Below are 22,361 nucleotides of genomic sequence, written 5' to 3'. Positions count from 1 at the left end.
GCGAGTGAACCATCAGTAGACGGGACCGGTGTACTTTTCCCCGGGGCCCTGACCGGGCGCGTCGGGCACGGCCGACGCCTCGCGGAAAGCCTTCTGGAGCGACTGCAGGCCGTCGCGCAACGGGCCGGCGTGCAGGCCGAGGTATTCGGCGGACGCGGTGACGAGCCCGGCCAGCGCGGTGATCAGACGGCGCGCTTCGTCGAGGTCGCGGTGCGGCGAGGTCTCCGGGTCCGCGTCGGCGAGGCCGAGCCGTTCGGCGCCGGCCGACAGCAGCATGACGGCCGCGCGGCTGATCACCTCCACGCTGGGGATGTCCTCCACGTGGCGGGCGTCGGGGGAATACGGGGGCTGTTCGGAGGGTTGATCTGACACGTCTGGTACCCTTCCACGTGCGACCAGCTCCCGAGCGATCGGGGGCGGCAAGTGGAGCCCCGCTCCCACCCGCGTCACCGCTCAGGTGTCCGGGTCCGGTCTCGCCCGGACGGCAAGTCCAGGGTGAAGTGCCCGGCCTCGCAGCCGGGTGCGATCGGAAACAGAGTGGGCCCCGCGCACCTCACGGTGTCGGGGCCTTCGCTATGTGGGCACGCAGGTCGAAACGAGAACAGGAAACATTCCTCGGACCAAGGAGGCCCCATCAGCTCCGAGACACGCATCAACGACCGCATCCGGGTGCCGGAGGTCCGACTCGTCGGGCCCGCCGGTGAACAGGTCGGCATCGTCCGGATCGAGGATGCGCTGCGCCTGGCGCAGGAGAACGACCTCGACCTCGTCGAGGTCGCGCCGCAGGCCCGCCCGCCGGTGTGCAAGCTCATGGACTTCGGCAAGTTCAAGTACGAGAGCGCGCAGAAGGCCCGCGAGTCGCGTCGCAACCAGCAGCTGACCGTCATCAAGGAACAGAAGCTGCGCCCCAAGATCGACCAGCACGACTACGAGACCAAGAAGGGTCACGTGTCGCGCTTCCTGGCGGCGGGCAACAAGGTCAAGGTCACGATCATGTTCCGCGGTCGCGAGCAGTCCCGGCCGGAGCTCGGCTACCGGCTGCTGCAGAAGCTCGCCGAGGACGTCACCGAACTGGGCTTCGTCGAGTCTTCGGCGAAACAGGACGGTCGCAACATGATCATGGTGCTGGCCCCGCACAAGAACGTGAAGCCGAAGGCCAAGGCAGAGACGGCTCCCGAGCCGGTCCCCGAGGCGTAGGCGCCGACCAGCACATGTCAGCGGCTCACCGGAGTTTCCGGTGAGCCGCCGCACGAAAGAGGACTGAAATGCCGAAGATGAAGACCCACAGCGGGACCTCCAAGCGGATCCGCGTCACGGGCACGGGCAAGCTGCGCCGTCAGAAGGCCGGTCGCCGGCACCTGATGGAGAAGAAGTCCAACCGCCTCACCCGCCGGCTCGAGGGCACCACCGAGCTGTCGAAGACCGAGGCCGGCCGGGTCAAGCGCCTTCTCGGCATCTGATCCCGCAGAACTTGCTGTAACCACCCGGGGCGTCCCCCTTCGCCCCCTGAGATCGACAGGATGGACCCGTGGCACGCGTCAAGCGGGCGGTCAACGCCCAGAAGAAGCGTCGCGCAACTCTCGAACTGGCCAGCGGCTACCGCGGCCAGCGTTCGCGGCTGTACCGCAAGGCCAAGGAGCAGACGCTTCACTCGCTCAACTACGCCTACCGGGACCGTCGTGCCCGCAAGGGTGACTTCCGTCGCCTGTGGGTCACCCGCATCAACGCGGCCGCCCGTGCGAACGGCGTGACCTACAACCGGTTCATCCAGGGCATCAAGGCCGCGGGTGTCGAGGTCGACCGCAAGATCCTCGCGGACCTCGCCGTCAACGACGCCGTCGCCTTCACCGCGCTGGCCGAGCTCGCCAAGGCCAACGTGAACACCGAAGCGAAGTCGGCCTGACCGGCAGCTTTCCCCGGCCCGGGGCGGATCCGTTCACCGAACGGACCCCCCGGGTCGTTGCTGCGCGCAAGCTGACGCGGCGCGCGGAACGCGACAAGACCGGCCGGTTCCTGGCCGAAGGCGCCAACGCCGTCGAGGCCGCGCTGGCCGGCGGCTCGGTGTCCGAGCTGTTCGTCACCGAGCGCGCGGCGGCGTTGCACGCGGACCTGGTGGACGCGGCCCGCGCGGCTCGCGTCGCGGTCTCGCCGATCACCGACCGCGCCGCGGACGGGCTGTCCGAAACCGTGACGCCCCAAGGCATCGTGGCCGTCTGCGCGCTGCTGGACCGCCCCCTCGACGAAGCCGTCACCCCGGGCTCCCGGCTCGTGGTGGTGCTCGTCGACGTCGCCGACCCCGGCAACGCGGGCACCGTGATCCGGGTCGCCGACGCGGCGGGCGCCGACGCGGTGGTCCTGGCGGGTGACACCGTCGACCCGCACAACGGCAAGTGCGTCCGCGCCGCCGCCGGCAGCCTGTTCCACCTCCCGATCACGCGGGTCCGCGACGTCCCGGCCGCGCTGGCCGCGTGCTCGGCCGCGGGGCTGCGCACCTTCGCCGCGCACGGCTACGCCGAAGCCGAACTCGATCGGGTGGATCTCACCGCGCCGACCGCCTGGGTGTTCGGCAACGAGGCCCACGGCCTGCCGGCCGACGTCCTCGACCGCGCCGACCTCGCGGTCCGGATCCCCTTGTACGGCAAGGCCGAGAGCCTGAACCTCGCCACCGCGGCGGCGGTCTGCGTCTACACGAGCGCGATGGCCGCCCGCCGCTGACCGGCCGCTAGGCTGCCCGGGTATCCACTGTGGTCACCTTGGGGGGAATCATGGGCAGGCTCGCCCGTTCGTACGCGTTGTTCACCGCTTCGCTCCGGGTGCTGCGCGCCCACAAGGGCCTGGCGTGGTTCCCGGTGCTCGCCGGGATCGCCGGGCTGCTGGTCGCCGGGGCGTTCCTGACGCCGGCGTTCTTCACCGCGCACGTCCAGACCGGCGACGTCCAGCCCACTCCCGGCACCTGGGTGCTGCTCGCGGCGTTCTACCTCGTCTCGGCGTTCGTCACGATCTTCTTCAACGCCGCCCTGATCTCGCAGGCCGACGTCGCGCTGCGCGGTGACGGCGGCGTGCCGGGCGTCGGCGCGGGCCTCGCCGCGGCGGGCCGCCGGTGGCCGGCGCTGCTCGGCTGGGCCGGCGTCACCGCGACGGTCAGCCTCGTGCTGCGCACGCTCGAGGAGCGCCTCGGCTTCCTCGGGAGCATCGTCAGCGCCCTGGTGGGCATGGCCTGGCGCGTCACGACGTTCCTGGTGCTGCCGGTCGTGCTCCTCGAAGGCACCGGTGTCCGGGACGGCGTCAAGCGCTCGGTCGAGCTGTTCCGCCGCGCGTGGGGCGAGAACGTCGCGGGCACCGCGGGCATCGGCCTGGTCGGCTTCCTGCTCACCCTCGCCGGCTACGCGGTGTTCCTGGGCGCGGGCTTCCTGCTGGGCGGCACGGCCACCGTGTTCGTCTGCGTCGGGCTGGCGATCGTCTGGACGCTGCTGGTGGCCGTCTTCGTCACCACTTTGTCCGGCATCTACCAGACCGCGCTGTACCGCTACGCCGCCGACGGCGTGGTCCCGGGCGAGTTCGCGGCCGTCGACTTCGCGGGGGCGTTCCACGCCCGGTGAGCGGGCATCCGCACGGCGCGAGGGCGACCACCGGCGCGCCGACCCGATCCCATAGACTTTTCCTGCCTTTGACCTCTCGTGCGCCGCGTGTCCGGCGGGGCACGAACGACCAGTCCCAGCGGATGCCGAGGAGTTATGTCCGGAGCCAAGGAGAAGCAAGCCCAGGGCGGCGCGGTTCTCGCCCCCGAGACGCTGCAGGAGGCGGTCAAGGCCGCCGAAGCGGCGTTCGCCGCCGCGACCGGGCTCGAGGCGCTGGCCGAGGTCAAGCCGGCGCATCTCGGTGACCACTCGCCGCTGCTGCTGGCCCGCCGCGAGATCGGCGCGCTGCCCAAGCAGGAGAAGGCCGAAGCGGGCAAGCGGGTCAACGAGGCCCGCCAGGCCATCCAGGCGGCCTTCGACACCCGCCGCGCCGAGCTCCAGGCGGAGCGCGACGAGCACGTGCTGCGCGAAGAGGCCGTCGACGTCACGCTGCCGTGGGACCGCGTCCCGCGCGGCGCCCGGCACCCGATCAGCACCATCTCCGAGCGGGTCGCGGACGCCTTCGTCGCGATGGGCTACGAGGTCGCCGAAGGCCCGGAGCTCGAAGCCGAGTGGTTCAACTTCGACGCGCTGAACTTCGGCAAGGACCACCCGGCCCGCCAGCTGCAGGACACCTTCTACGTCGGCGAAGAGGACTCCGGCCTGGTGCTGCGCACGCACACCTCGCCGGTCCAGGCCCGCACGCTGCTGCACCGCGACCTGCCGGTGTACGTCGTGTGCCCGGGCCGGACGTACCGCACCGACGAGCTCGACTCGACGCACACCCCGGTGTTCACCCAGGTCGAGGGCCTGGCGGTGGACAAGGGCATCACGATGGCGCACCTCAAGGGCACGCTCGACGCCTTCGCCCGCGCGATGTTCGGCGAGAACTCCAAGACCCGGCTGCGCCCGCACTTCTTCCCGTTCACCGAGCCGTCGGCCGAGGTGGACGTCTGGTTCGAGGAGAAGAAGGGCGGCCCCGGCTGGGTCGAGTGGGGTGGCTGCGGCATGGTCAACCCGAACGTGCTGCGTGCCTGCGGCGTCGACCCCGAGGTGTACTCGGGCTTCGCCTTCGGCATGGGCATCGAGCGCACCCTGCAGTTCCGCAACGGGATCCCGGACATGCGCGACATGGTGGAAGGCGACGTCCGCTTCACCCTTCCCTTCGGAACGGAGGCGTAGTGCGAGTCCCAGTCAGCTGGCTGACCGAACACCTCGACATCGGCGACGAGGTCACGCCGCAGGACCTGGCCGACGCCTTCGTGCGGATCGGGATCGAGGTCGACGACCTCAAGGAGCTCGGGCCGGTGACCGGCCCGCTGGTCGTCGGTCGGGTGGCCGAGATCGAGGAGCTGACCGAGTTCAAGAAGCCGGTCCGGTTCTGCCGCGTCGACGTCGGCGAGACCGCCGATGAGGATGACGTCGACGAGCAGGACGACGAGGACGAGGACGACGACGAGTCGGGCGAGTTCGACGAGGGCCCGCACGGCATCAAGACCCGCGGCATCATCTGCGGCGCGCGCAACTTCACCGAGGGTGACCTGGTCGTCGTCGCGCTGCCCGGGGCAGTGCTGCCCGGTGACTTCGCCATCGCCTCCCGCAAGACCTACGGCCGGATCAGCGACGGCATGATCTGCTCGGCGCGCGAGCTCGGCCTCGGCGACGACCACGCCGGCATCCTGGTGCTGCCGCCGGGCGCGGCGAGCCCGGGTGACGACGGCCAGGCGTTGCTCGGCCTCGGCGACACGGTGCTCGAGCTCGCCCCGACCCCGGACCGCGGGTACGCGCTGTCCGTCCGCGGCCTCGCGCGCGAGCTGTCGAACGCGCTGGACGTGGCCTTCGGCGACCCGGCGCTGCTGGAGGTCCCGGCAGCCGAGGGTGACGCCTGGCCGGTCCACGTCGAAGACCCGGAAGGCTGCCCGCGGTTCGTGCTGCGCCGGGTCACCGGCCTGGACGCGACGGCGCCGACCCCGTGGTGGATGCGGCGGCGGCTGATGCTGGCCGGCATCCGTTCGATCTCCCTGGCTGTCGACGTCACGAACTACGTGATGCTCGAGCTCGGGCACCCGCTGCACGCGTTCGCCACCAAGGCCATCCAGGGCGACCTGGTGGTGCGCCGGGCGAAGCCGGGCGAGAAGCTGACCACGCTGGATGACGTCGAGCGCACGCTCGACCCGGACGACGTGATCATCGCCGACGACAGCGGCGTCATCTCGCTCGCCGGCACGATGGGCGGCGCGAGCACCGAGATCACGCCGGAGAGCACCGACGTGCTGCTCGAGGCGGCGCACTGGAACCCGGCCGCGATCAGCCGCACCGCGCGCCGGCACAAGCTGTTCTCCGAGGCCGCCAAGCGGTTCGAGCGGTTCACCGACCCGCAGCTGTGCGCGGCCGCCGTCGAGCTGGCCGCGCGCCTGCTGCGCCAGTACGGCGACGCCGCGATCCGCCCCGGCCGCACCGACGAGGGCACGGTCGAGCCGAACCCGGCGGTCCTGATGCCGATCAACCTGCCGGACAAGGTCGCCGGTGTGAGTTACCAGCGCGGCGTGACCGTCCGGCGGCTCAGCCAGATCGGCTGCAAGGTCTCGGTCAGCACGGGTGACGACGGCACCGGCCTGGTCACCGCGATCCCGCCGAGCTGGCGCGGCGACCTGCGCCAGCCTGCGGACCTCGTCGAAGAGGTCCTGCGGCTGGAGGGTTACGACAGCATCCCGTCGACGCTGCCGGCCGCCCCGGCCGGCCGCGGCCTGACCGACGGCCAGCGGCGCGTCCGCAGTGTGTCGCGGGCTCTCGCCGAGGCGGGGTACGTCGAGGTGCGGCCGTTCCCGTTCATCGGCGACGCGGTGTGGGACGCCTTCGGCCTGCCGGAGGACGACGTCCGCCGCAACACGGTCGTGGTCCGCAACCCGCTGGAGGCCGACCGCAACCGGCTGGCCACCACGCTGCTGCCGGGCCTGCTGGACACGCTGCAGCGCAACGTGTCGCGCGGCATGAAGGACGTCTCGCTCTACCACATCGGCCAGGTGGTGCTGCCCGCACCGAACCCGCTGAAGGTCCCCGACCTCGGCGTCGACCGGCGGCCTTCGGACGAGGAGCTGGCGCTGCTCGAAGCGGCGGTGCCGCAGCAGCCGCTGCACGTCGCCGTGGTGCTCGCCGGCCATCGCCACCGCGCCGGCTGGTGGGGCAAGGGCGAGCCGGCGAACTGGGCCGACGCGGTCCAGGCCGCCCGCACGGTCGCCCAGGCCGCCGGGGTCGAGCTGACCACGCAGGCCACCGATCTGCTGCCGTGGCACCCGGGCCGCTGCGCCCAGCTGCGCGTCGGCGACTGGCCGGTCGGCCACGCGGGCGAGCTGCACCCCAAGGTGGTCGAGGCCCTCGGCCTGCCGCCGCGGACGGTCGCGATGGAGCTGGACCTGGACGCGATCCCGCTCCCGGACTCCCGCCCGGCGCCGAGTGTGTCCGGCTACCCACCGGTGCTCCTGGACGTCGCCCTGGTGGCAGCCGCGGACGTGCCCTCGGCGGACCTCGCCGCAGTGCTGCGCACCGGCGCCGGCGAGCTGCTGGAGGACATCACGCTGTTCGACGTCTACGCAGGCGAGCAGGTCGGCGAAGGCAAGCGATCGCTGGCGTACAAGCTCCGGTTCCGGGCCGCGGACCGGACCTTGACGGTGGACGAGGCCACAAAGGCCCGCGACGCCGCAATCGCCGCGGCGGGCGAGCGCTTCGACGCAACCCTGCGCGCCTGACCGGCGGGTAGTTCCAGTGCGGGAGGGGCCGGAAACCGGCCCCTCCCGCCATTTCCGCCCAAGCCACCCGCCACCCCGACCCAGCGCCTCCCAAACCCTCACCCCACTCACGCCCCAACCGCCCAAGCCCGCGCCCCACGCGACCCGACCCTCCAGGTACGCGAGTCGACCGTCCGGGCATGTGAGCCGACCCTCGCGGTACGCGACCCGACCCTCCAGGTACGTGAGCCGACCCTCCGGGTACGCGAGTCGACCGTCTGGGTACGTGAGCCGACCCTCCAGGGGCGCGTGTCGTCCGTCCGTGTACCCGTGTCGTCCGTCGGCGTACGAATGTCGTCCATTCAGGTACACCTGTCGTCCGCCCAGGTACGCGAGTCGTCCGTCCGCGTTCACCCAGCACAACCCGATCGTCAGCCGATGTGCTTGAGCGCCTCCCGCCGCGACAACCCCGACAGCCCGGGGTGATCGTCCACGAAGGACCGCACCCAGTCCGGCGCCGTCCTCGCGTAGTCCCGTAGCGCCCAGCCGATTCCCTTGCGCAGGAAGAACTCCGGCTCCGCGATCGCCGGCTCGATCGCCCGGGTGAGCAGGTCGGTGTCGGTCTCCTCCTTGGCGCCGACCTGGCAGATGATCGCCGTGCGGCGGCGCCAGCGGTCGGGGTCGGCCGCCCAGCCCAGCATGATCGGTGTGACCCGGGTGCGGTCGGCCCGCAGGATCGGCCCGATCCGGCGGATCGCGAGTTCGTCCACGTAGTCCCACCACGCGCCGCCGACGATCATTTCCTCGTACATCGGGACCAGCTCCCGGTCCTGCCACTGACGGTAGGCCCGGTGCCCGGAAAGATCGATCGCCGCGTAGCGCTCTTCGCGGAATTCGGCGGTCCGCCACAACTCCAGGACGGTCGCCGAAAATGTCACACGATCGGGCAGTATCCGGTCGGCCAGCACCCGCTTCAGGAGCACGCTCCGCTCGGGTTTCGCCACCCCGCGGAAGGGCATCGCCGACTTCATGTACGCCTGCATCGCGGGCGCCTTCACCGGATCGGCGAGCTCGGCCAGCCCGGTGCGGATCACTTTGACCAGCTGATCGTCGGTGCTCATCGATCCTCCCGTCGCGCTCCGGCGACTCGCAGCGTACTGCCGGCCACCGACAGTTCCGGTGCTTCGCCGATGCCACAGGTACCGACGAAAGGCGGATGGCGAAACTCGCGGCGGTCGACGAGATTGTCCAGGGTTGCCGGTAGTTTCGTCGAAATACGGCGAACTCTGTCGAATGCGGACGAAAAGGACGACTGTGAAACGAATTGTTGCCGCCGTCGCCGCGGTGGGGCTCGCGGCCGGGCTGATGGCCGCCGCACCCGCCGCCTCGGCGGACCCCGGGGTGCAGTTCAACCCCGCGCCGATCGCCTGGGGGCCCTGTGCGTCGGCGAGCCTGAAGGCCGCGGGCGCCGAGTGCGGCTTCCTCGAGGTGCCGATGGACTACGCGAAGCCGGGCGGGGCGAAGGTCTCCGTCGCGGTGTCGCGGATCAAGCACAAGACCGCGCAGTCCCAGGGGATCATGCTCGTGAACCCGGGTGGTCCCGGCGGCTCCGGCCTCGGGCTCTCGGTGCTCGGCAAGTACGTGCCGAACCACGCGGGTGACAACTACGACTGGATCGGCTTCGACCCGCGGGGTGTCGGCTCCAGCAAGCCCGCGATCAGCTGCGACGGGAACTACTTCAGCTACAACCGGCCGGCGTACGTGCCGACCACGCCGAAGCTGGAGAAGACCTGGCTCGACCGTTCGAAGGGCTACGCCGAGGCGTGCAAGAAGAACGGCCCGATCCTCGACCACCTCAAGACGACCGACGTCGCGCAGGACATGGACAGCCTGCGCAAGGCGCTGGGTGAGAAGCAGATCAACTACTACGGCTTCTCGTACGGCACCTACCTCGGCCAGGTGTACAGCACGATGTACCCGAAGAACGTCCGCCGGATGGTGCTGGACGGCAACGTCGACCCGCGGAAGGTCTGGTACCAGGCCAACCTCGACCAGGACGTCGCGTTCGACAAGAACATCAAGATCTACTTCGACTGGCTCGCGACCTACGACAACGTCTACCACCTCGGCAAGACCGGTTCCGCCGTCGAGAAGCTCTGGTACGACACGCAGCGCAAGCTCGCCAAGAACCCGGCGGGCGGGGTCATCGGCGGTGACGAGTGGACCGACGTCTTCCTCCAGGCCGGTTACTACGTCTTCGGCTGGGTCGACATGGCCAAGGCCTTCGACGGTTACGTGCACAAGGGCGACTGGCAGACGCTGAAGGCGCTCTACGACGACTCGAACCCGCCCGGCGACGACAACGGGTTCGCCGTCTACCTGGGTGTGCAGTGCACCGACGTGCAGTGGCCGACGAACTGGAACAAGTGGCGGATCGACAACTGGATCACCCACTTCAAGGCCCCGTTCGAGACCTGGGGCAACGCCTGGTTCAACGCGCCTTGCGTGTTCTGGCCGGCGAAGGCCGGCAAGCCCGTCGACATCAACGGCAGCAAGGTCGCCGGCGCCCTGCTCATCAGTGAAGAGCTCGACGCCGCGACGCCGTACGCCGGCAGCCTCGAGGTCCGGAAGCGGTTCCCGAACTCGAGCCTGATCAGCGCGCCGGGCGGCACGACGCACGCCGGTTCGCTGTCCGGGGTGTCCTGTGTGGACGACAAGATCGCCGACTACCTGGCCACCGGCAAGCTGCCGAAGCGCCAGCCCGGCAACCACTCGGACGTCCAGTGCGACCCGGTGCCGGCGCCGGTGCCCGACGAAGCCGCGGCGCAGAAGTCGGACAGCTCCGCGAAGGCCGCCCAGGAGAAGCAGAGCACGCTGGCCCAGCTGCTGCACTTCTGAGCGAAAACGGCACAGCCCGCTGCCCCGGTCCGGTTCGCCCGGACCGGGGCAGCGTCTTGTCCGCCGGTGTCTCATCGTCGCCTCCCCGTCACGTGGTGTGGTCGAGGGGGACGTTAGGCGAGGGGTCCGACAATTTCGGAGCGAAGTCGGCTGTGAGCAGCGCGTGGCCGAAAATTGTCGGGGGTGCGCGCTAGCTTCGTGGCATGTCGATCATCGAAGAGCGCCGGACCGAGATCCGGGCACAGGAAATCACCTACCAGATCGCGGTCGCCACCAGGACGGACGACGACCGCGCCGAACCGACCCCGCGAGTGATGATCACTCTGGAAGCCGGCGGTCCCGGCGGCGAACCGGTCGCCGAGGGCAGCCTCGACCTGGACGTCGCGGTCGCGGGCACGGTCGCCGACCTCGTCGCGGACGGGCTGCTGTCCGTGACCGGCGGAGGCCGGCCGCCGCGGCGAAGATCCGCGGGCCGTCCCGCGCAGCAGGGCCGCCCGTGGAACGAGGAGATGGACGCCGAGCTGGAGACCCGGTGGATCGCGGGCGAGAGCGTCGCGGAGATCGCGGCGTACTTCGAGCGCACCCCCGGCGGCATCCGCGCCCGGCTGCCCCGCGTGGGCTGCGACCCGGAGAACCCGGGCTGCTACCTCCCGGTGCCGCCGAGCAGGCGCACGGACCTGGACGGCGGCGAGCCCACCTGAGCGACGGCGGGCCGGTCCACAGTGGACCGGCCCGCTGCCGGCCGTCCCTCTTCCCGAGAACGGAGTTGCCCGATGAGTCTCGATCTCGCCGTGTGGCCCGAACCCGCGGTCGTCACCGCGGAAGAAGCGGCACGTAAGTACGAGAGGTTCGCCGAGCGCGAACCAGGTGTGGTCCCGGCGGACTCGAGGACCCTCGCGTTCCACCGCGAGCTGACCGCGCGTTACCCGAACCTGACCGATCTGCCTGCGGCAGAGGTCGAAACCAGCCCGTGGTCGGCGAACCCGAGCCTCCTCGGTGAGGCGTCGATAAGCGTCCGAGTGGCACTGGACGGAGTTCTGACCGTGCCGCGACACCGATCAACCTCGCGCGCCGGACGCCGCGGCGGCACGGTCCGCGAGCACCTTCAACCGCTCCACCAGCTCCGGCGGTTCCTCGACGCGGAAAGCACAACCCAACCCCAGCAACCGGAACGCGAGCCAGTCCAAAGTGTCCGCGTGACTCCGCCACCGGCACCGCCCGTCGTCCAGCTCGGTCAGTTCGCCGGCCGCGACGCCGAGGCGGGGTGCGATCTGCGCCGCCGGTTCCGCCAGCACGGCCACCGCCCGATACGTCGGCGCGAGGTCGTACAGCCGGTCGAGGACGTAGGCCGCCAGGTCCGTCGCGGGCGGCGGCCGCGGTGTGCTCCGGCCGCCGGTCGCCTGGGCGTCGCGGACGCGGTCGGCGCGGAAGATGCGCCAGTCCGCGCGGTCGAGGTCGTAGGCGACCAGGTACCAGCGGCGGCCGGCGGCGACCAGCCGCAGCGGCTCGGCCCGGCGCCGCGTCTCGGTCCCGTCGTTCGCGCGGTAGCGGAACCGGACCGTCTCGTGGTTGGTGATCGCACCGGCGAACGTCGTCAGCTGGGCCGGGTCGACGACCGGCCCGGCGGCCGGCACGGCGACCGTCGCCGCGCCGATCGTGCCCACCCGGCGCCGCAGCCGCGCCGGCAGCACCTGCTCCAGCTTGGCCAGCGCCCGCACCGACGCCTCCTCGAGGCCGGAAACGGGCTGGCCCGCGGCGGTCCGCAGGCCCACCGCGATCGCGACGGCTTCGTCGTCGTCGAGCACGAGCGGCGGCATCGCGGTGCCCGCGACCAGCCGGTACCCGCCCGCGACACCGCGGGTGGCCTCCACCGGATAGCCCAGCTCGCGCAGCCGTTCGACGTCCCGGCGGATCGTGCGCGGGCTGACGCCGAGCCGGTCGGCCAGTTCGCTGCCCGGCCATTCCCGCGGCGTCTGGAGCAGCGAAAGCAGGCCGAGCAGCCGCGCCGGGGTGTCCGTCATGGGCCCAGCATCCCAAGGTGGCGGGTACCACTTCCCGGGAATCCTGTTTGTTTAGCCTTGCAAGGGCGTGCATAATCATGCGTATGACGGTGAACATCGCGGTGGCCGGAGCCAGCGGGTACGCGGGCGGCGAACTGCTGCGCCTGCTCCTGACGCATCCCGACGTCGAGATCGGCACACTCACGGCCGCCAGCAGCGCAGGCACCAAACTGGGCGTCCACCAGCCACACCTCGTCCCGCTCGCCGACCGCGTCCTCGCCGAGACGACGCCCGAAACCCTCGCCGGCCACGACGTCGTGTTCCTGGCGCTGCCCCACGGGCACTCCGCCGAGATCGCGGCGCAGCTCGGCCCGGACGTCCTGGTCGTCGACCTCGGCGCCGACCACCGCCTCGCCGACGCGGGCGACTGGCAGCGCTGGTACGGCGGCGACCACGCCGGACAGTGGCCGTACGGCCTGCCCGAGCTGCCCGGCGCCCGCGAGAAGCTCGCCGGCGCCAAGCGCGTCGCCGTGCCCGGCTGCTTCCCGACCGGCGGCTCGCTGGCCCTCGCGCCCGCGTTCGCCGCCGGGCTGATCGAGCCGGACGTCACCGTCGTCGCGGTCACCGGCACCTCCGGCGCCGGCAAGAGCCTCAAGCCGAACCTGCTCGGCTCCGAGGTGATGGGCTCCGCGAGCGCGTACGGCGTCGGCGGCGCCCACCGCCACACCCCGGAGTTCGCGCAGAACCTTTCGGCCGTCGCGGGGGAGAAGGTCACCGTGTCCTTCACCCCGGTGCTCGCGCCGATGCCCCGCGGCATCCTCACCACGGCGAGCGCCCCGCTGAAGGACGACGTCGACGAGGCCGCCGCGCGCGCCGCCTACGAAAAGGCCTACGACGCCGAGCCGTTCGTCCAGCTGCTGCCCGCGGGCGCCTGGCCGACAACGTCGGCGACACTCGGCTCGAACAACGTCCAGCTGCAGGTCACGGTCGACACCGACGCGCGCCGCCTGGTCGTCGTCGCCGCGATCGACAACCTCACCAAGGGCACCGCCGGCGGTGCCGTCCAGTCGATGAACCTGGCCCTCGGCCTCCCCGAGACCACCGGCCTTTCCACCGTAGGAGTGGCACCGTGACCGTCACCGGCCCCCAGGGCTTCCGCGCCGCCGGCGTCGCCGCCGGGATCAAGGCCTCCGGCGCGCTCGACCTCACGCTGGTCGTCAACGACGGCCCGCTGGACGTCGCGGCGGGCGTGTTCACCCGCAACGTGATCAAGGCCGCGCCCGTCCTGTGGTCGCAGGAGGTGCTCAAGCAGCAGCGGCTCAAGGCCGTCGTCCTCAACTCGGGCGGCGCCAACGCGGCCACCGGCCCCGGCGGCTTCCAGGACACCCACGCGACGGCCGAGAAGGTCGCCGAAGTCCTGCAGGCGGGCGCGATCGAGGTTGCCGTCTGCTCCACCGGCCTGATCGGCGAGCGGCTGCCGATGGCCGCGCTCCTGTCCGGAGTGGACACTGCGTTCAAGGCCCTCGACACCGGCGCCGAGGCGAGCCTGAACGCCGCCACCGGCGTGATGACCACCGACAGCAAGCCGAAGCAGGCCTTCGCGAAGCACACCAGCGGCTGGAGCGTCGGCGGCTTCGCCAAGGGCGCGGGCATGCTCGCGCCGAACCTCGCCACCATGCTGTCGGTCCTGACCACCGACGCCGTGGTGGACAAGGAAACCCTCGACCGGGCGCTGCGCGCGGCCACCCACGTCACCTTCGATCGGCTCGACGTCGACGGCGGCACGTCCACCAACGACACCGTCCTGGTCCTGGCCTCCGGCGCGAGCGAGGTCGAGCCCAGCGAGGCGGAGCTCACCGAACTCCTCACCGCGGTGAGCCACGACCTGGTGCTGCAGCTGCGTGCGGACTCCGAGGGCGCGACGAAGGACGTCGACGTCACCGTGCAGGGCGCGGCGTCCGAGGGCGACGCGATCGCGGTCGCCCGCACCATCGCCGAGGACAACCTGGTCAAGACGGCGCTGTTCGGCTCCGACCCGAACTGGGGCCGGATCGCCATGGCACTGGGCCGGGTCCCGGCCCGCATCGACCCGGAGACGGTGTCGATCGTGATCAACGGCGTCACCCTGTTCGCGCAGGGCATGCCCGCTTCCGACCGGTCGGAAGCCGACCTCACCGGCCGGGCCATCACCATCGTCGTCGACCTCGGTGTCGGCGCGAGCGCGGCGACCATCTACACCACGGATCTTTCGCACGGTTACGTCGAAGAGAACAGCGCGTACTCCTCATGAACCAGGAGGCTCTGATTTCCGCGGACGAACGACTCGCGACGGCGGCCGAAAAGGCCGGGGTGCTCATCGAGGCGCTGCCGTGGCTGCAGCGGTTCCACGGCGCCACCGTGGTGGTGAAGTACGGCGGCAACGCGATGATCGACGACGCGCTGAAGGCGGCCTTTGCCGAGGACATGGTGTTCCTCCGGCTGGCCGGCCTGCGCCCGGTCGTCGTGCACGGCGGCGGTCCGCAGATCACCGCCATGCTCACCCGGCTCGGCGTCGAAGGCGAGTTCAAGGGCGGCCTGCGGGTCACCACGCCGGAGACGATGGACATCGTCCGGATGGTGCTCACCGGGCAGGTCAGCCGCGAGCTGGTCGGGCTGATCAACGCGCACGGGCCGTACGCGGTCGGCATCTCCGGCGAGGACGCCCGGCTGTTCACCGCCGAGCGCAAGCAGGCCACTGTGGACGGTCGACAGGTCGACATCGGCCTGGTCGGCGAGGTCGCCGAGGTCAACCCGGACGCGGTGCTCGACATCGTCAACGCCGGGCGCATCCCGGTCGTCTCCACGGTCGCCCCGGACGTCGACGGCGTGGTCCACAACGTCAACGCCGACACCGCAGCGGGCGCGCTCGCGGCCGCGCTGGGCGCGGAAAAGCTCGTGGTGCTCACCGACGTCGAGGGCCTGTACGCGAACTGGCCGGACCGGTCGTCGCTGATCGACCGCATCCGCGTCGACCACCTCGAGCCGATGCTGCCCGCCCTGGCCAGCGGCATGATCCCGAAGATGGAGGCGTGTGTGCGCGCCATCCGCGGCGGTGTGCGCCGGGCGCACGTGATCGACGGCCGCCTCGCCCACTCGGTGCTGCTGGAGGTCTTCACCTCCCGCGGTGTCGGAACCATGGTCTTCCCCGAAACGGAGCTCCCGTGACCGACCTCAAGTCCAATGTGGACGGCCAGCAGCACTGGCAGTCCGCCCTGATGGACAACTACGGCACCCCGGCGCTGACGCTCGTGCGCGGCAAAGGCGCGAAGGTGTGGGACGCCGACGGCAAGGCGTACGTCGACCTGGTCGGCGGCATCGCCGTCAACGCGCTGGGCCACGCGCACCCGGCGATCGTCGAAGCGGTCACCGAGCAGATCAAGCAGCTGGGCCACACCTCGAACCTGTACGTCAACCCGGTCGCCGTGGAGCTCGCCGAGGCGCTGCTCGACGTCGCCGGCGTCACCGGCAACGGCAAGGTGCTGTTCGTCAACTCCGGCGCCGAGGCCAACGAAGCCGCGCTGAAGATCACCCGGTTGACCGGGCGCACCAAGGTGGTCGCCGCCGAAGGCGCGTTCCACGGCCGGACGATGGGCGCGCTGACGCTCACCGGCCAGCCCGGCAAGCGCGACCCGTTCAAGCCGCTGGTGCCCGGGGTGGAGCACGTGCCGTTCGGGGACGTCGGGGCGCTCAAGGCCGCCGTCGACACCGACACCGCAGCCGTCTTCCTGGAGCCGGTGCTCGGTGAGGCCGGCGTGATCCCGGCGCCGGACGGCTACCTGCAGGCCGCGCGCGAGATCACCAAGGCCACCGGCACGCTGCTGGTGCTCGACGAGGTGCAGACCGGTCTCGGCCGGCTCGGCACCTGGTTCGGCTACCAGCAGGCCGGCATCGTGCCGGACGTCATCACGCTGGCCAAGGGCCTCGGCGGCGGGCTGCCGCTGGGCGCGGTGATCGGCGTCGGCGCGGCGGGCGAGCTGCTCAAGCCCGGCCAGCACGGCACCACCTTCGGCGGCAACCCGGTCTGCTGCGCAGCCGGCCTGGCCGTGCTGAAGACCATCGCCGCGAACAACCTCCTCGACCACGTTTCCGCGCTGGGCAAGGACATCGCGGCGGGCGTGGAGGCGCTGGGCCACCCGCTCGTCGCCGGGGTCCGCGGGGCCGGGCTGCTGCTCGGCATCGCGTTGCGCGAGCCCGTCTCGGCCGCGGTCGCCAAGGCCGCCCAGGACGCCGGCTACCTCGTCAACCCGGTCGCGGCGGACACCATCCGGCTCGCGCCCCCGCTCGTGCTCGACGGCGAGCAGGCCGAAGGCTTCCTCGCGGCACTTCCGAACGCGCTCGACTCCACCACGAAGGACTCCGACTGATGCTCCGCCACTTCCTCCGCGACGACGACGTCAGTCCCGCCGAGCAGAAGGCCATCCTCGACCTCGCGGACACGCTCAAGGCCGACCCGCTCGGCAACAAGGCGCTGGCCGGCCGGTCCATCACGGCGATCTTCGAGAAGAACTCGACCCGCACCCGGTTCTCGTTCGAGGTCGGCATCAGCCAGCTGGGCGGGCACCCGGTGATCGTCGACGGCCGGTCGATGCAGCTCGGCCGTGAAGAGACCATCGAGGACACCTCGCGGGTGCTTTCGCGCTACGTCGACGGAATCGTGTGGCGGACCTTCGCGCAGCGGCGCATCGAGGCGATGGCCTCGGCCGCGTCGATCCCCGTGGTCAACGCGCTCACCGACGAGTTCCACCCGTGCCAGGTGCTCACCGACCTGATGACGATCCGCGAGCGCAAGGGCAAGCTCGAGGGGCTCACCCTCGTCTACCTCGGCGACGGCGCCAACAACATGGCGCACTCGCTGCTGCTCGGCGGCACCACGGCCGGGATGCACGTGCGGGTCGTCTCGCCGGTCGGCTTCCAGCCCGACCAGGGCGTGATGCTGGACGCGAAGAAGCGGGGAACCGAGACGGGCGGCAGTGCCACCGTGTTCACCGACCCGTACGCGGCCGTCGACGGCGCGGACGTGCTCGTCACCGACACGTGGACGTCGATGGGGCAGGAGAACGACGGCCTCGACCGGGTGGGCCCGTTCCGCGCCCTGCAGGTCAACACGGAGCTGCTGAAGAAGGCCGCGGACGACGCGATCGTCCTGCACTGCCTGCCGGCGCACCGCGGCTGGGAGATCACCGACGAGGTGCTCGACGGCCCGGCCAGCGCGGTGTGGGACGAGGCCGAGAACCGCCTGCACGCCCAGAAGGCGCTGCTCGTCTGGTTGTTCGAAGAGAGCCGACGATGACCAGCAGCCGGGTGGGCCGCCAGGCGAGGATCACCGAGCTGGTGGCCACCATGACCATCCGCAGCCAGACCGAGCTGGCGAAGCTGCTGGCCGCCGAAGGCATCGACGTCACGCAGGCGACGCTGTCGCGCGACCTCGACGAGCTCGGCGCGGTCAAGCTGCGCGGCCCGGACTCGGGGGCGCCGGTCTACGTCATCCCCGAGGACGGCAGCCCGGTCCGCGGGGTGCAGGGCGGCACCTCGCGGCTCTCGCGGCTGCTGGCGGAGCTGATGGTCTCGGCCGACTCGTCGGGCAACCTCATGGTGCTGCGGACCCCGCCCGGCGCGGCGCAGTTCCTGGCCAGCGCCATCGACCGGGCGGCGCTGGAGGAGGTCGTCGGCTCGATCGCGGGTGACGACACGGTCGCCGTGATCGCCCGGGAACCGTTGTCGGGCAAGGAGCTCGCCGAACGCTTCGCGGCACTCGCGCACCGTTCGGCGCAGGATCAAGGAGACGAAGGAGCGACATGATCGTGCTCGCCGGCACCGGTGCGGAGCTCGCCGAGGGGGCCGCCGACAGCGTGGCGCGCCCCCGCGGCGGCCACCCGGTGCGCGGCGGCGCGGTCCTCGACGCGGTGACCGAGTTCGCCGAGACCTGCTGCCTGCCGGCGATCCAGGCGAACGCCCTGGTCGCCGTGCCCGGGGTGGCCGGCGCCGGACGGACCGTCTGGGGACACGTGGCCGAACCCGCCGACAACTCGCGGTTTCCGGCCGAGGGGGAGTTCCTCGCCCCGGAAGAGGTCGTCATCACCTTCGACCACGGCGTCCCGGTGGCGATCGACGGCGAGACCGTCTCGGTCGTCGAAGCGCTCCAGAGACTGAACGCACGCGGCGAGGGCCAGGGCATCGGGCGAGGCGAAATGTTCGTGGCGCCGGGCGCGCTCGTCCTGATCACGGCCCACCGCGCGCTCGAGAACACGACGCACGAGCCCGAGCTGGCGCGCTTCAAGCGGCAGGTCGACCGCGAATGGGCCACCCTGGTCCGCGACGGCGGGTGGTTCTCGCCACTGAAGCACGCACTGGACAGCTTCGTCGCCGAAGCGCAGGAAACCGTTTCGGGCGAAGTCCGGCTGGTGCTGCACAAAGGCCGGGTCACGGCCGTACCGAACACATCGAAGAACACCGAGGAGAAGCGAGAACAGTGAGCGGGAACGAGCAGCCGGTGCAACTGTGGGGCGGCCGGTTCGCCAGCGGTCCGGCGGAGGCCATGGCCGCGCTGAGCGCGTCGACGCACTTCGACTGGCGCCTGGCGCCCTACGACATCGCCGGGTCCCGCGCGCACGCCCGCGTGCTGAGCAAGGCGGGCCTGCTCACCGAAGACGAGCTGACCGGCATGCTGGCCGCGCTGGACACGCTCGCCCAGGACGTCGCGTCGGGCCGGTTCACCCCGACGATCGCCGACGAGGACGTGCACACGGCCCTCGAACGCGGCCTGCTCGAGCGGGCGGGCACCGAGCTCGGTGGCAAGCTGCGTGCCGGCCGGTCGCGCAACGACCAGGTGGCCACGCTGTTCCGGATGTGGCTGCGCGACGCGGCCCGCCGGGTCGTCGCCGGCACGCTCGACATCGTCGACGCGCTGGTGTCGCAGGCGAAGCGCCATCCGGACGCGATCCTGCCCGGCCGCACCCACCTGCAGCACGCCCAGCCGGTGCTGCTCGCGCACCACCTGATGGCTCACGGCCAGGCGCTGCTTCGCGACGTCTCGCGGCTGCAGGACTGGGACGCGCGCACGGCCGAGTCGCCGTACGGGTCGGGCGCGCTCGCCGGCTCGTCGCTGGGGCTCGACCCCGAAGCGGTCGCCGAGGAGCTGGGCTTCGCGACCAGCGTCGAGAACTCCATCGACGGCACCGCTTCGCGTGACTTCGTCGCCGAGTTCGCCTTCGCCGTCTCGATGCTGGCGATCAACCTGTCCCGGATCGCCGAAGAGGTGATCATCTGGAACACCGCCGAGTTCGGTTACGTGACCCTGGACGACGCCTGGGCCACCGGCAGCTCGATCATGCCGCAGAAGAAGAACCCGGACGTCGCGGAGCTGACCCGGGGCAAGGCGGGCCGGCTGATCGGCAACCTCACCGGCCTGCTGGCCACCCTCAAGGCGCAGCCGCTGGCCTACAACCGCGACCTGCAGGAGGACAAGGAGCCGGTGTTCGACTCGGTCGAGCAGCTCGAGCTCTTGTTCCCGGCGATCGCCGGCATGCTCGCCACGCTGACCTTCCACACCGACCGGCTCGCCGAGCTGGCCCCGGCGGGGTTCACGCTGGCCACCGACATCGCGGAGTGGCTGGTGCGCCAGGGCGTCCCGTTCCGCGTCGCGCACGAAGCGGCGGGCGAGAGCGTCCGCGTCGCCGAGTCCCGCGGCGTCGGCCTTGACGAGCTGACCGACGAGGAGTTCGAGAAGATCAACCCGGCGCTGACGGCCGCGGTGCGGGAGGTCCTCACCGTCGAAGGCTCGGTGAAGTCTCGCGACGCGCGGGGCGGCACGGCGCCGGTCCGGGTGGCCGAGCAGCGCACGCGGCTCGAGGAACGGGTCACCGCGGCCCGCCACTGGCTGAACTGAGCCGACGCCGGGCCGGGCCCCGCGGCCCGGCTCGTTAGGCTGGTCACCGCAGGACGCCCGAAGGAGGAGCCCGCTTGAGCGGCGACGCAGGCCGGTTGTTCACCCGCGACGAGCTGGCGCTGGACCCGGTCGACCTGGCCCAGCTGCTGCTCGGCTCGGTCCTGGAGGCCACCGGCCCCGACGGCACCGTCGGCGTGCGGCTGGTCGAGGTCGAGGCCTACCGCGGCGAAGACGACCCGGCGTCGCACTGCTACCGCGGCCGGACCCCGCGCAACGCCGTCATGTGGGGCCCGGCGGGCCACCTCTACGTGTACTTCGTCTACGGGATGCACTTCTGCGCGAACGTCGTCGGCACGCACGAGGACATGCCGGGCGCGGTGCTGCTGCGGGCCGGCGAGGTGGTCACGGGCCTCGACGTCGTCCGGCGGCGGCGACCGAACGGGCGGGGGACCGGCGAGCTGGCGAAAGGCCCGGCCATTCTCACGTCGGTGCTGCGCATCGACCGCGCGCAGAACGGCGTCGACCTGACCGATCCGGCGTCCCCGGTCCGGCTGCACGTCGGCGAGCGGGTGCCGGCCGAGCGGATCCGGGTCGGCCCCCGGGTCGGCGTCGCGACGGCGATCGACACACCGTGGCGGTTCTGGGACGGCGCCTCGCCGGCCGTGTCCACCTACCGCCGCGGCGGGAAGCGCCGGGTCCGACCCGCCAGTTAGTCGGTTGACCAGGTGCGGGAGGATCTACAGGCGTGAGCGAACACATCCTCGACGAGCTGTCCTGGCGCGGCCTCATCGCGCAGTCCACCGACATCGACGCTCTCCGGCGCGAGCTCGACCAGGGTCCCGTCACGCTCTATTGCGGGTTCGACCCGACCGCACCCAGCCTGCACGCCGGCAACCTCGTCCCGCTGCTCATGCTCAAGCGCTTCCAGCGTGCCGGGCACCGGCCGATCGTGCTGGCCGGCGGCGCGACCGGGATGATCGGCGACCCGCGGGACACCGGTGAGCGGTCGCTGAACACCCTCGACGTCGTCGCCGAGTGGGCCGGGCGCATCCGCGGCCAGCTCGAGCGGTTCGTCGACTTCGACGAGTCGCCGACCGGCGCGGTCGTGGAGAACAACCTCAACTGGACCGGCGAGCAGAACGTCCTGGAGTTCCTGCGTGACGTCGGGAAGCACTTCTCGGTCAACGTCATGCTCAACCGGGAGACGGTGAAGCGCCGGCTCGAGAGCGACGGCATGTCGTACACCGAGTTCAGCTACCTGCTCCTGCAGTCGCAGGACTACCAGCAGCTCCACCGCAAGTACGGCTGCAAGCTGCAGGTGGGCGGCTCGGACCAGTGGGGCAACCTCGTCGGCGGCGTCGACCTGATCCGCCGGACCGAGGGGGCGAGCGTGCACGCGCTGACCGCGCCGCTGGTCACCGACGCCGAGGGCCGCAAGTTCGGCAAGTCCACCGGCGGCGGCAACCTGTGGCTCGACCCGGAGATGACCTCGCCGTACGCCTGGTACCAGTACTTCGTCAACGTGGGCGACGCCGACGTGATCCGCTACCTGCGGATGTTCACCTTCCTCGGCCAGGAGGAGATCGCGGCCCTGGCCGAGGACACCGAACAGCGCCCCCACCTGCGTGCCGCGCAGAAGCGGCTGGCCGAGGAGTTCACCACTCTCGTGCACGGTGAGGACCAGACCCGCCAGGTGATCAACGCCAGCCAGGCGCTGTTCGGCCGCGGCGAGCTGGCCGACCTCGACGGGCGCACGCTCGACGCGGCGATGGCCGAGGTCCCGAACGGCAAGGTCGACCCGTCGGGCGAGCCGACGATCGTCGACCTGCTGCTCGCCGGGGGACTGGTGGACAGCAAGGGCGCCGCGCGCCGCACGGTCAAGGAGGGCGGCGCGTACGTCAACAACGTGAAGATCGCCGACGAGGAGTGGAAGCCGGTCGCCGGCGACGCGCTCCACGGCAAGTGGCTGGTGGTCCGCCGGGGCCGGCGCAACGTCGCCGGTGTCGCGCTCGGCGGCTAGACCGGTTCAGCGGCCCGAAACAGGGGCTTGACCTGCGGAAACGTGGTTAAGGTACCCCCCTGTTTCGGGCCCTCTTGCGGGGTGTAAAGTTCTCCAAGTCGCCAGGGAAACCGGGTGGCCGCCGGGACACGAACCAAGCTCTCGCAGAAGCGATTGAGTGGGTGTCCCACCAAAAAC

Annotated in this window: 22 protein-coding genes; 19 read left to right on the top strand and 3 right to left on the bottom strand. The window is 71.4% G+C overall.

Translation table 11 applies throughout. The features are described 5' to 3' along the window. Nucleotides 1–12 precede the first annotated feature (12 nt). On the bottom strand, nt 13–372 hold the full coding sequence (locus ACIA5G_RS50090) for a DUF1844 domain-containing protein (protein ID WP_395936972.1): 360 nt from the start codon (nt 370–372) through the stop codon (nt 13–15). Between the two features lie 186 nt (nt 373–558). On the opposite strand from ACIA5G_RS50090, the gene infC reads away from it, so the two are divergent. From infC to pheT, 7 genes are all read left to right on the top strand, one after another. Then, nucleotides 559–1,197, top strand: coding sequence for a translation initiation factor IF-3 (infC, locus tag ACIA5G_RS50085; protein ID WP_395937124.1), 639 nt, complete (start codon nt 559–561; stop codon nt 1,195–1,197). A 68-nt stretch (nt 1,198–1,265) separates the two neighbouring features. Beyond that, complete coding sequence (rpmI, locus tag ACIA5G_RS50080) at nt 1,266–1,460, top strand: 50S ribosomal protein L35 (protein WP_220241959.1); 195 nt, start codon at nt 1,266–1,268, stop codon at nt 1,458–1,460. 68 nt (nt 1,461–1,528) lie between these two features. Beyond that, nucleotides 1,529–1,903, top strand: coding sequence for a 50S ribosomal protein L20 (gene rplT, locus ACIA5G_RS50075; RefSeq protein WP_360688086.1), 375 nt, complete (start codon nt 1,529–1,531; stop codon nt 1,901–1,903). Continuing rightward, entirely contained in the window at nt 1,900–2,715 is an 816-nt protein-coding gene (locus ACIA5G_RS50070; RefSeq protein ID WP_395937122.1) for a TrmH family RNA methyltransferase, read from the top strand. The genes rplT and ACIA5G_RS50070 overlap by 4 nt, the downstream gene beginning before the upstream one ends. A 50-nt stretch (nt 2,716–2,765) precedes the next feature. Further along, nucleotides 2,766–3,599 (top strand): DUF6159 family protein, encoded by an 834-nt coding sequence (locus tag ACIA5G_RS50065; RefSeq protein ID WP_395936969.1) that lies wholly within the window; start codon nt 2,766–2,768, stop codon nt 3,597–3,599. Between the two features lie 135 nt (nt 3,600–3,734). After that, entirely contained in the window at nt 3,735–4,799 is a 1,065-nt protein-coding gene (gene pheS / locus ACIA5G_RS50060) for a phenylalanine--tRNA ligase subunit alpha (protein ID WP_395936967.1), read from the top strand. Continuing rightward, the gene (gene pheT / locus ACIA5G_RS50055; RefSeq protein WP_395936965.1) at nt 4,799–7,363 is read left to right on the top strand and encodes a phenylalanine--tRNA ligase subunit beta; all 2,565 of its coding nucleotides are present in this window, start codon (nt 4,799–4,801) and stop codon (nt 7,361–7,363) included. Before pheS ends, pheT begins: the two co-directional genes overlap by 1 nt. 410 nt (nt 7,364–7,773) lie before the next feature. Here the strand turns inward: pheT and ACIA5G_RS50050 are convergent, their stop codons facing one another. Beyond that, nucleotides 7,774–8,463: a DNA alkylation repair protein gene (locus ACIA5G_RS50050; RefSeq protein WP_395936963.1), complete on the bottom strand. Its 690-nt coding sequence runs from the start codon at nt 8,461–8,463 to the stop codon at nt 7,774–7,776. A 193-nt stretch (nt 8,464–8,656) separates the two neighbouring features. Here ACIA5G_RS50050 and ACIA5G_RS50045 point away from each other — a divergent pair, with 193 nt between their 5' ends. After that, the gene (locus tag ACIA5G_RS50045; protein ID WP_395936961.1) at nt 8,657–10,240 is read left to right on the top strand and encodes an alpha/beta hydrolase; all 1,584 of its coding nucleotides are present in this window, start codon (nt 8,657–8,659) and stop codon (nt 10,238–10,240) included. Between the two features lie 203 nt (nt 10,241–10,443). Further along, complete coding sequence (locus ACIA5G_RS50040; RefSeq protein WP_395936959.1) at nt 10,444–10,941, top strand: helix-turn-helix domain containing protein; 498 nt, start codon at nt 10,444–10,446, stop codon at nt 10,939–10,941. A gap of 357 nt (nt 10,942–11,298) precedes the next feature. Here ACIA5G_RS50040 and ACIA5G_RS50035 read toward each other — a convergent pair whose 3' ends face one another. Beyond that, nucleotides 11,299–12,261, bottom strand: coding sequence for a helix-turn-helix transcriptional regulator (locus tag ACIA5G_RS50035; protein WP_395936957.1), 963 nt, complete (start codon nt 12,259–12,261; stop codon nt 11,299–11,301). Nucleotides 12,262–12,344: 83 nt separating this feature from the next. Here ACIA5G_RS50035 and argC point away from each other — a divergent pair, with 83 nt between their 5' ends. The 10 genes from argC (at nt 12,345) to tyrS (ending at nt 22,184) form a co-directional block, all read left to right on the top strand. Then, complete coding sequence (argC, locus tag ACIA5G_RS50030; protein ID WP_395936955.1) at nt 12,345–13,373, top strand: N-acetyl-gamma-glutamyl-phosphate reductase; 1,029 nt, start codon at nt 12,345–12,347, stop codon at nt 13,371–13,373. Then, a complete protein-coding gene (gene argJ, locus ACIA5G_RS50025; RefSeq protein WP_395936953.1) occupies nt 13,370–14,530 on the top strand; it encodes a bifunctional glutamate N-acetyltransferase/amino-acid acetyltransferase ArgJ in 1,161 nt (386 codons plus the stop codon). Before argC ends, argJ begins: the two co-directional genes overlap by 4 nt. After that, complete coding sequence (argB, locus tag ACIA5G_RS50020; RefSeq protein ID WP_395936951.1) at nt 14,527–15,444, top strand: acetylglutamate kinase; 918 nt, start codon at nt 14,527–14,529, stop codon at nt 15,442–15,444. The genes argJ and argB overlap by 4 nt, the downstream gene beginning before the upstream one ends. After that, on the top strand, nt 15,441–16,643 hold the full coding sequence (locus ACIA5G_RS50015) for an acetylornithine transaminase (RefSeq protein WP_395936949.1): 1,203 nt from the start codon (nt 15,441–15,443) through the stop codon (nt 16,641–16,643). Before argB ends, ACIA5G_RS50015 begins: the two co-directional genes overlap by 4 nt. After that, nucleotides 16,643–17,569: an ornithine carbamoyltransferase gene (gene argF / locus ACIA5G_RS50010; RefSeq protein WP_395936947.1), complete on the top strand. Its 927-nt coding sequence runs from the start codon at nt 16,643–16,645 to the stop codon at nt 17,567–17,569. The genes ACIA5G_RS50015 and argF overlap by 1 nt, the downstream gene beginning before the upstream one ends. Continuing rightward, a complete protein-coding gene (locus tag ACIA5G_RS50005) occupies nt 17,566–18,078 on the top strand; it encodes an arginine repressor (RefSeq protein ID WP_395936945.1) in 513 nt (170 codons plus the stop codon). Before argF ends, ACIA5G_RS50005 begins: the two co-directional genes overlap by 4 nt. Then, nucleotides 18,075–18,752 carry a hypothetical protein gene (locus ACIA5G_RS50000; protein ID WP_395936943.1) on the top strand — a complete coding sequence of 226 codons (678 nt, stop codon included), beginning with the start codon at nt 18,075–18,077 and terminating at the stop codon, nt 18,750–18,752. The genes ACIA5G_RS50005 and ACIA5G_RS50000 overlap by 4 nt, the downstream gene beginning before the upstream one ends. Further along, a complete protein-coding gene (argH, locus tag ACIA5G_RS49995) occupies nt 18,749–20,164 on the top strand; it encodes an argininosuccinate lyase (protein ID WP_395936941.1) in 1,416 nt (471 codons plus the stop codon). The genes ACIA5G_RS50000 and argH overlap by 4 nt, the downstream gene beginning before the upstream one ends. Before the next feature lie 74 nt (nt 20,165–20,238). Beyond that, a complete protein-coding gene (locus ACIA5G_RS49990) occupies nt 20,239–20,877 on the top strand; it encodes a DNA-3-methyladenine glycosylase (protein WP_395936939.1) in 639 nt (212 codons plus the stop codon). 32 nt (nt 20,878–20,909) lie between these two features. Beyond that, entirely contained in the window at nt 20,910–22,184 is a 1,275-nt protein-coding gene (gene tyrS, locus ACIA5G_RS49985; protein ID WP_395936937.1) for a tyrosine--tRNA ligase, read from the top strand. Nucleotides 22,185–22,361: the final 177 nt, after the last annotated feature.

Origin of the sequence: Amycolatopsis sp. NPDC051758, assembly GCF_044453095.1 — a bacterium.
Taxonomy (GTDB): Bacteria; Actinomycetota; Actinomycetes; order Mycobacteriales; family Pseudonocardiaceae; genus Amycolatopsis.
Note: the sequence above shows the minus strand (reverse complement) of the source record. Positions and strands in the feature narration are given on the sequence as shown.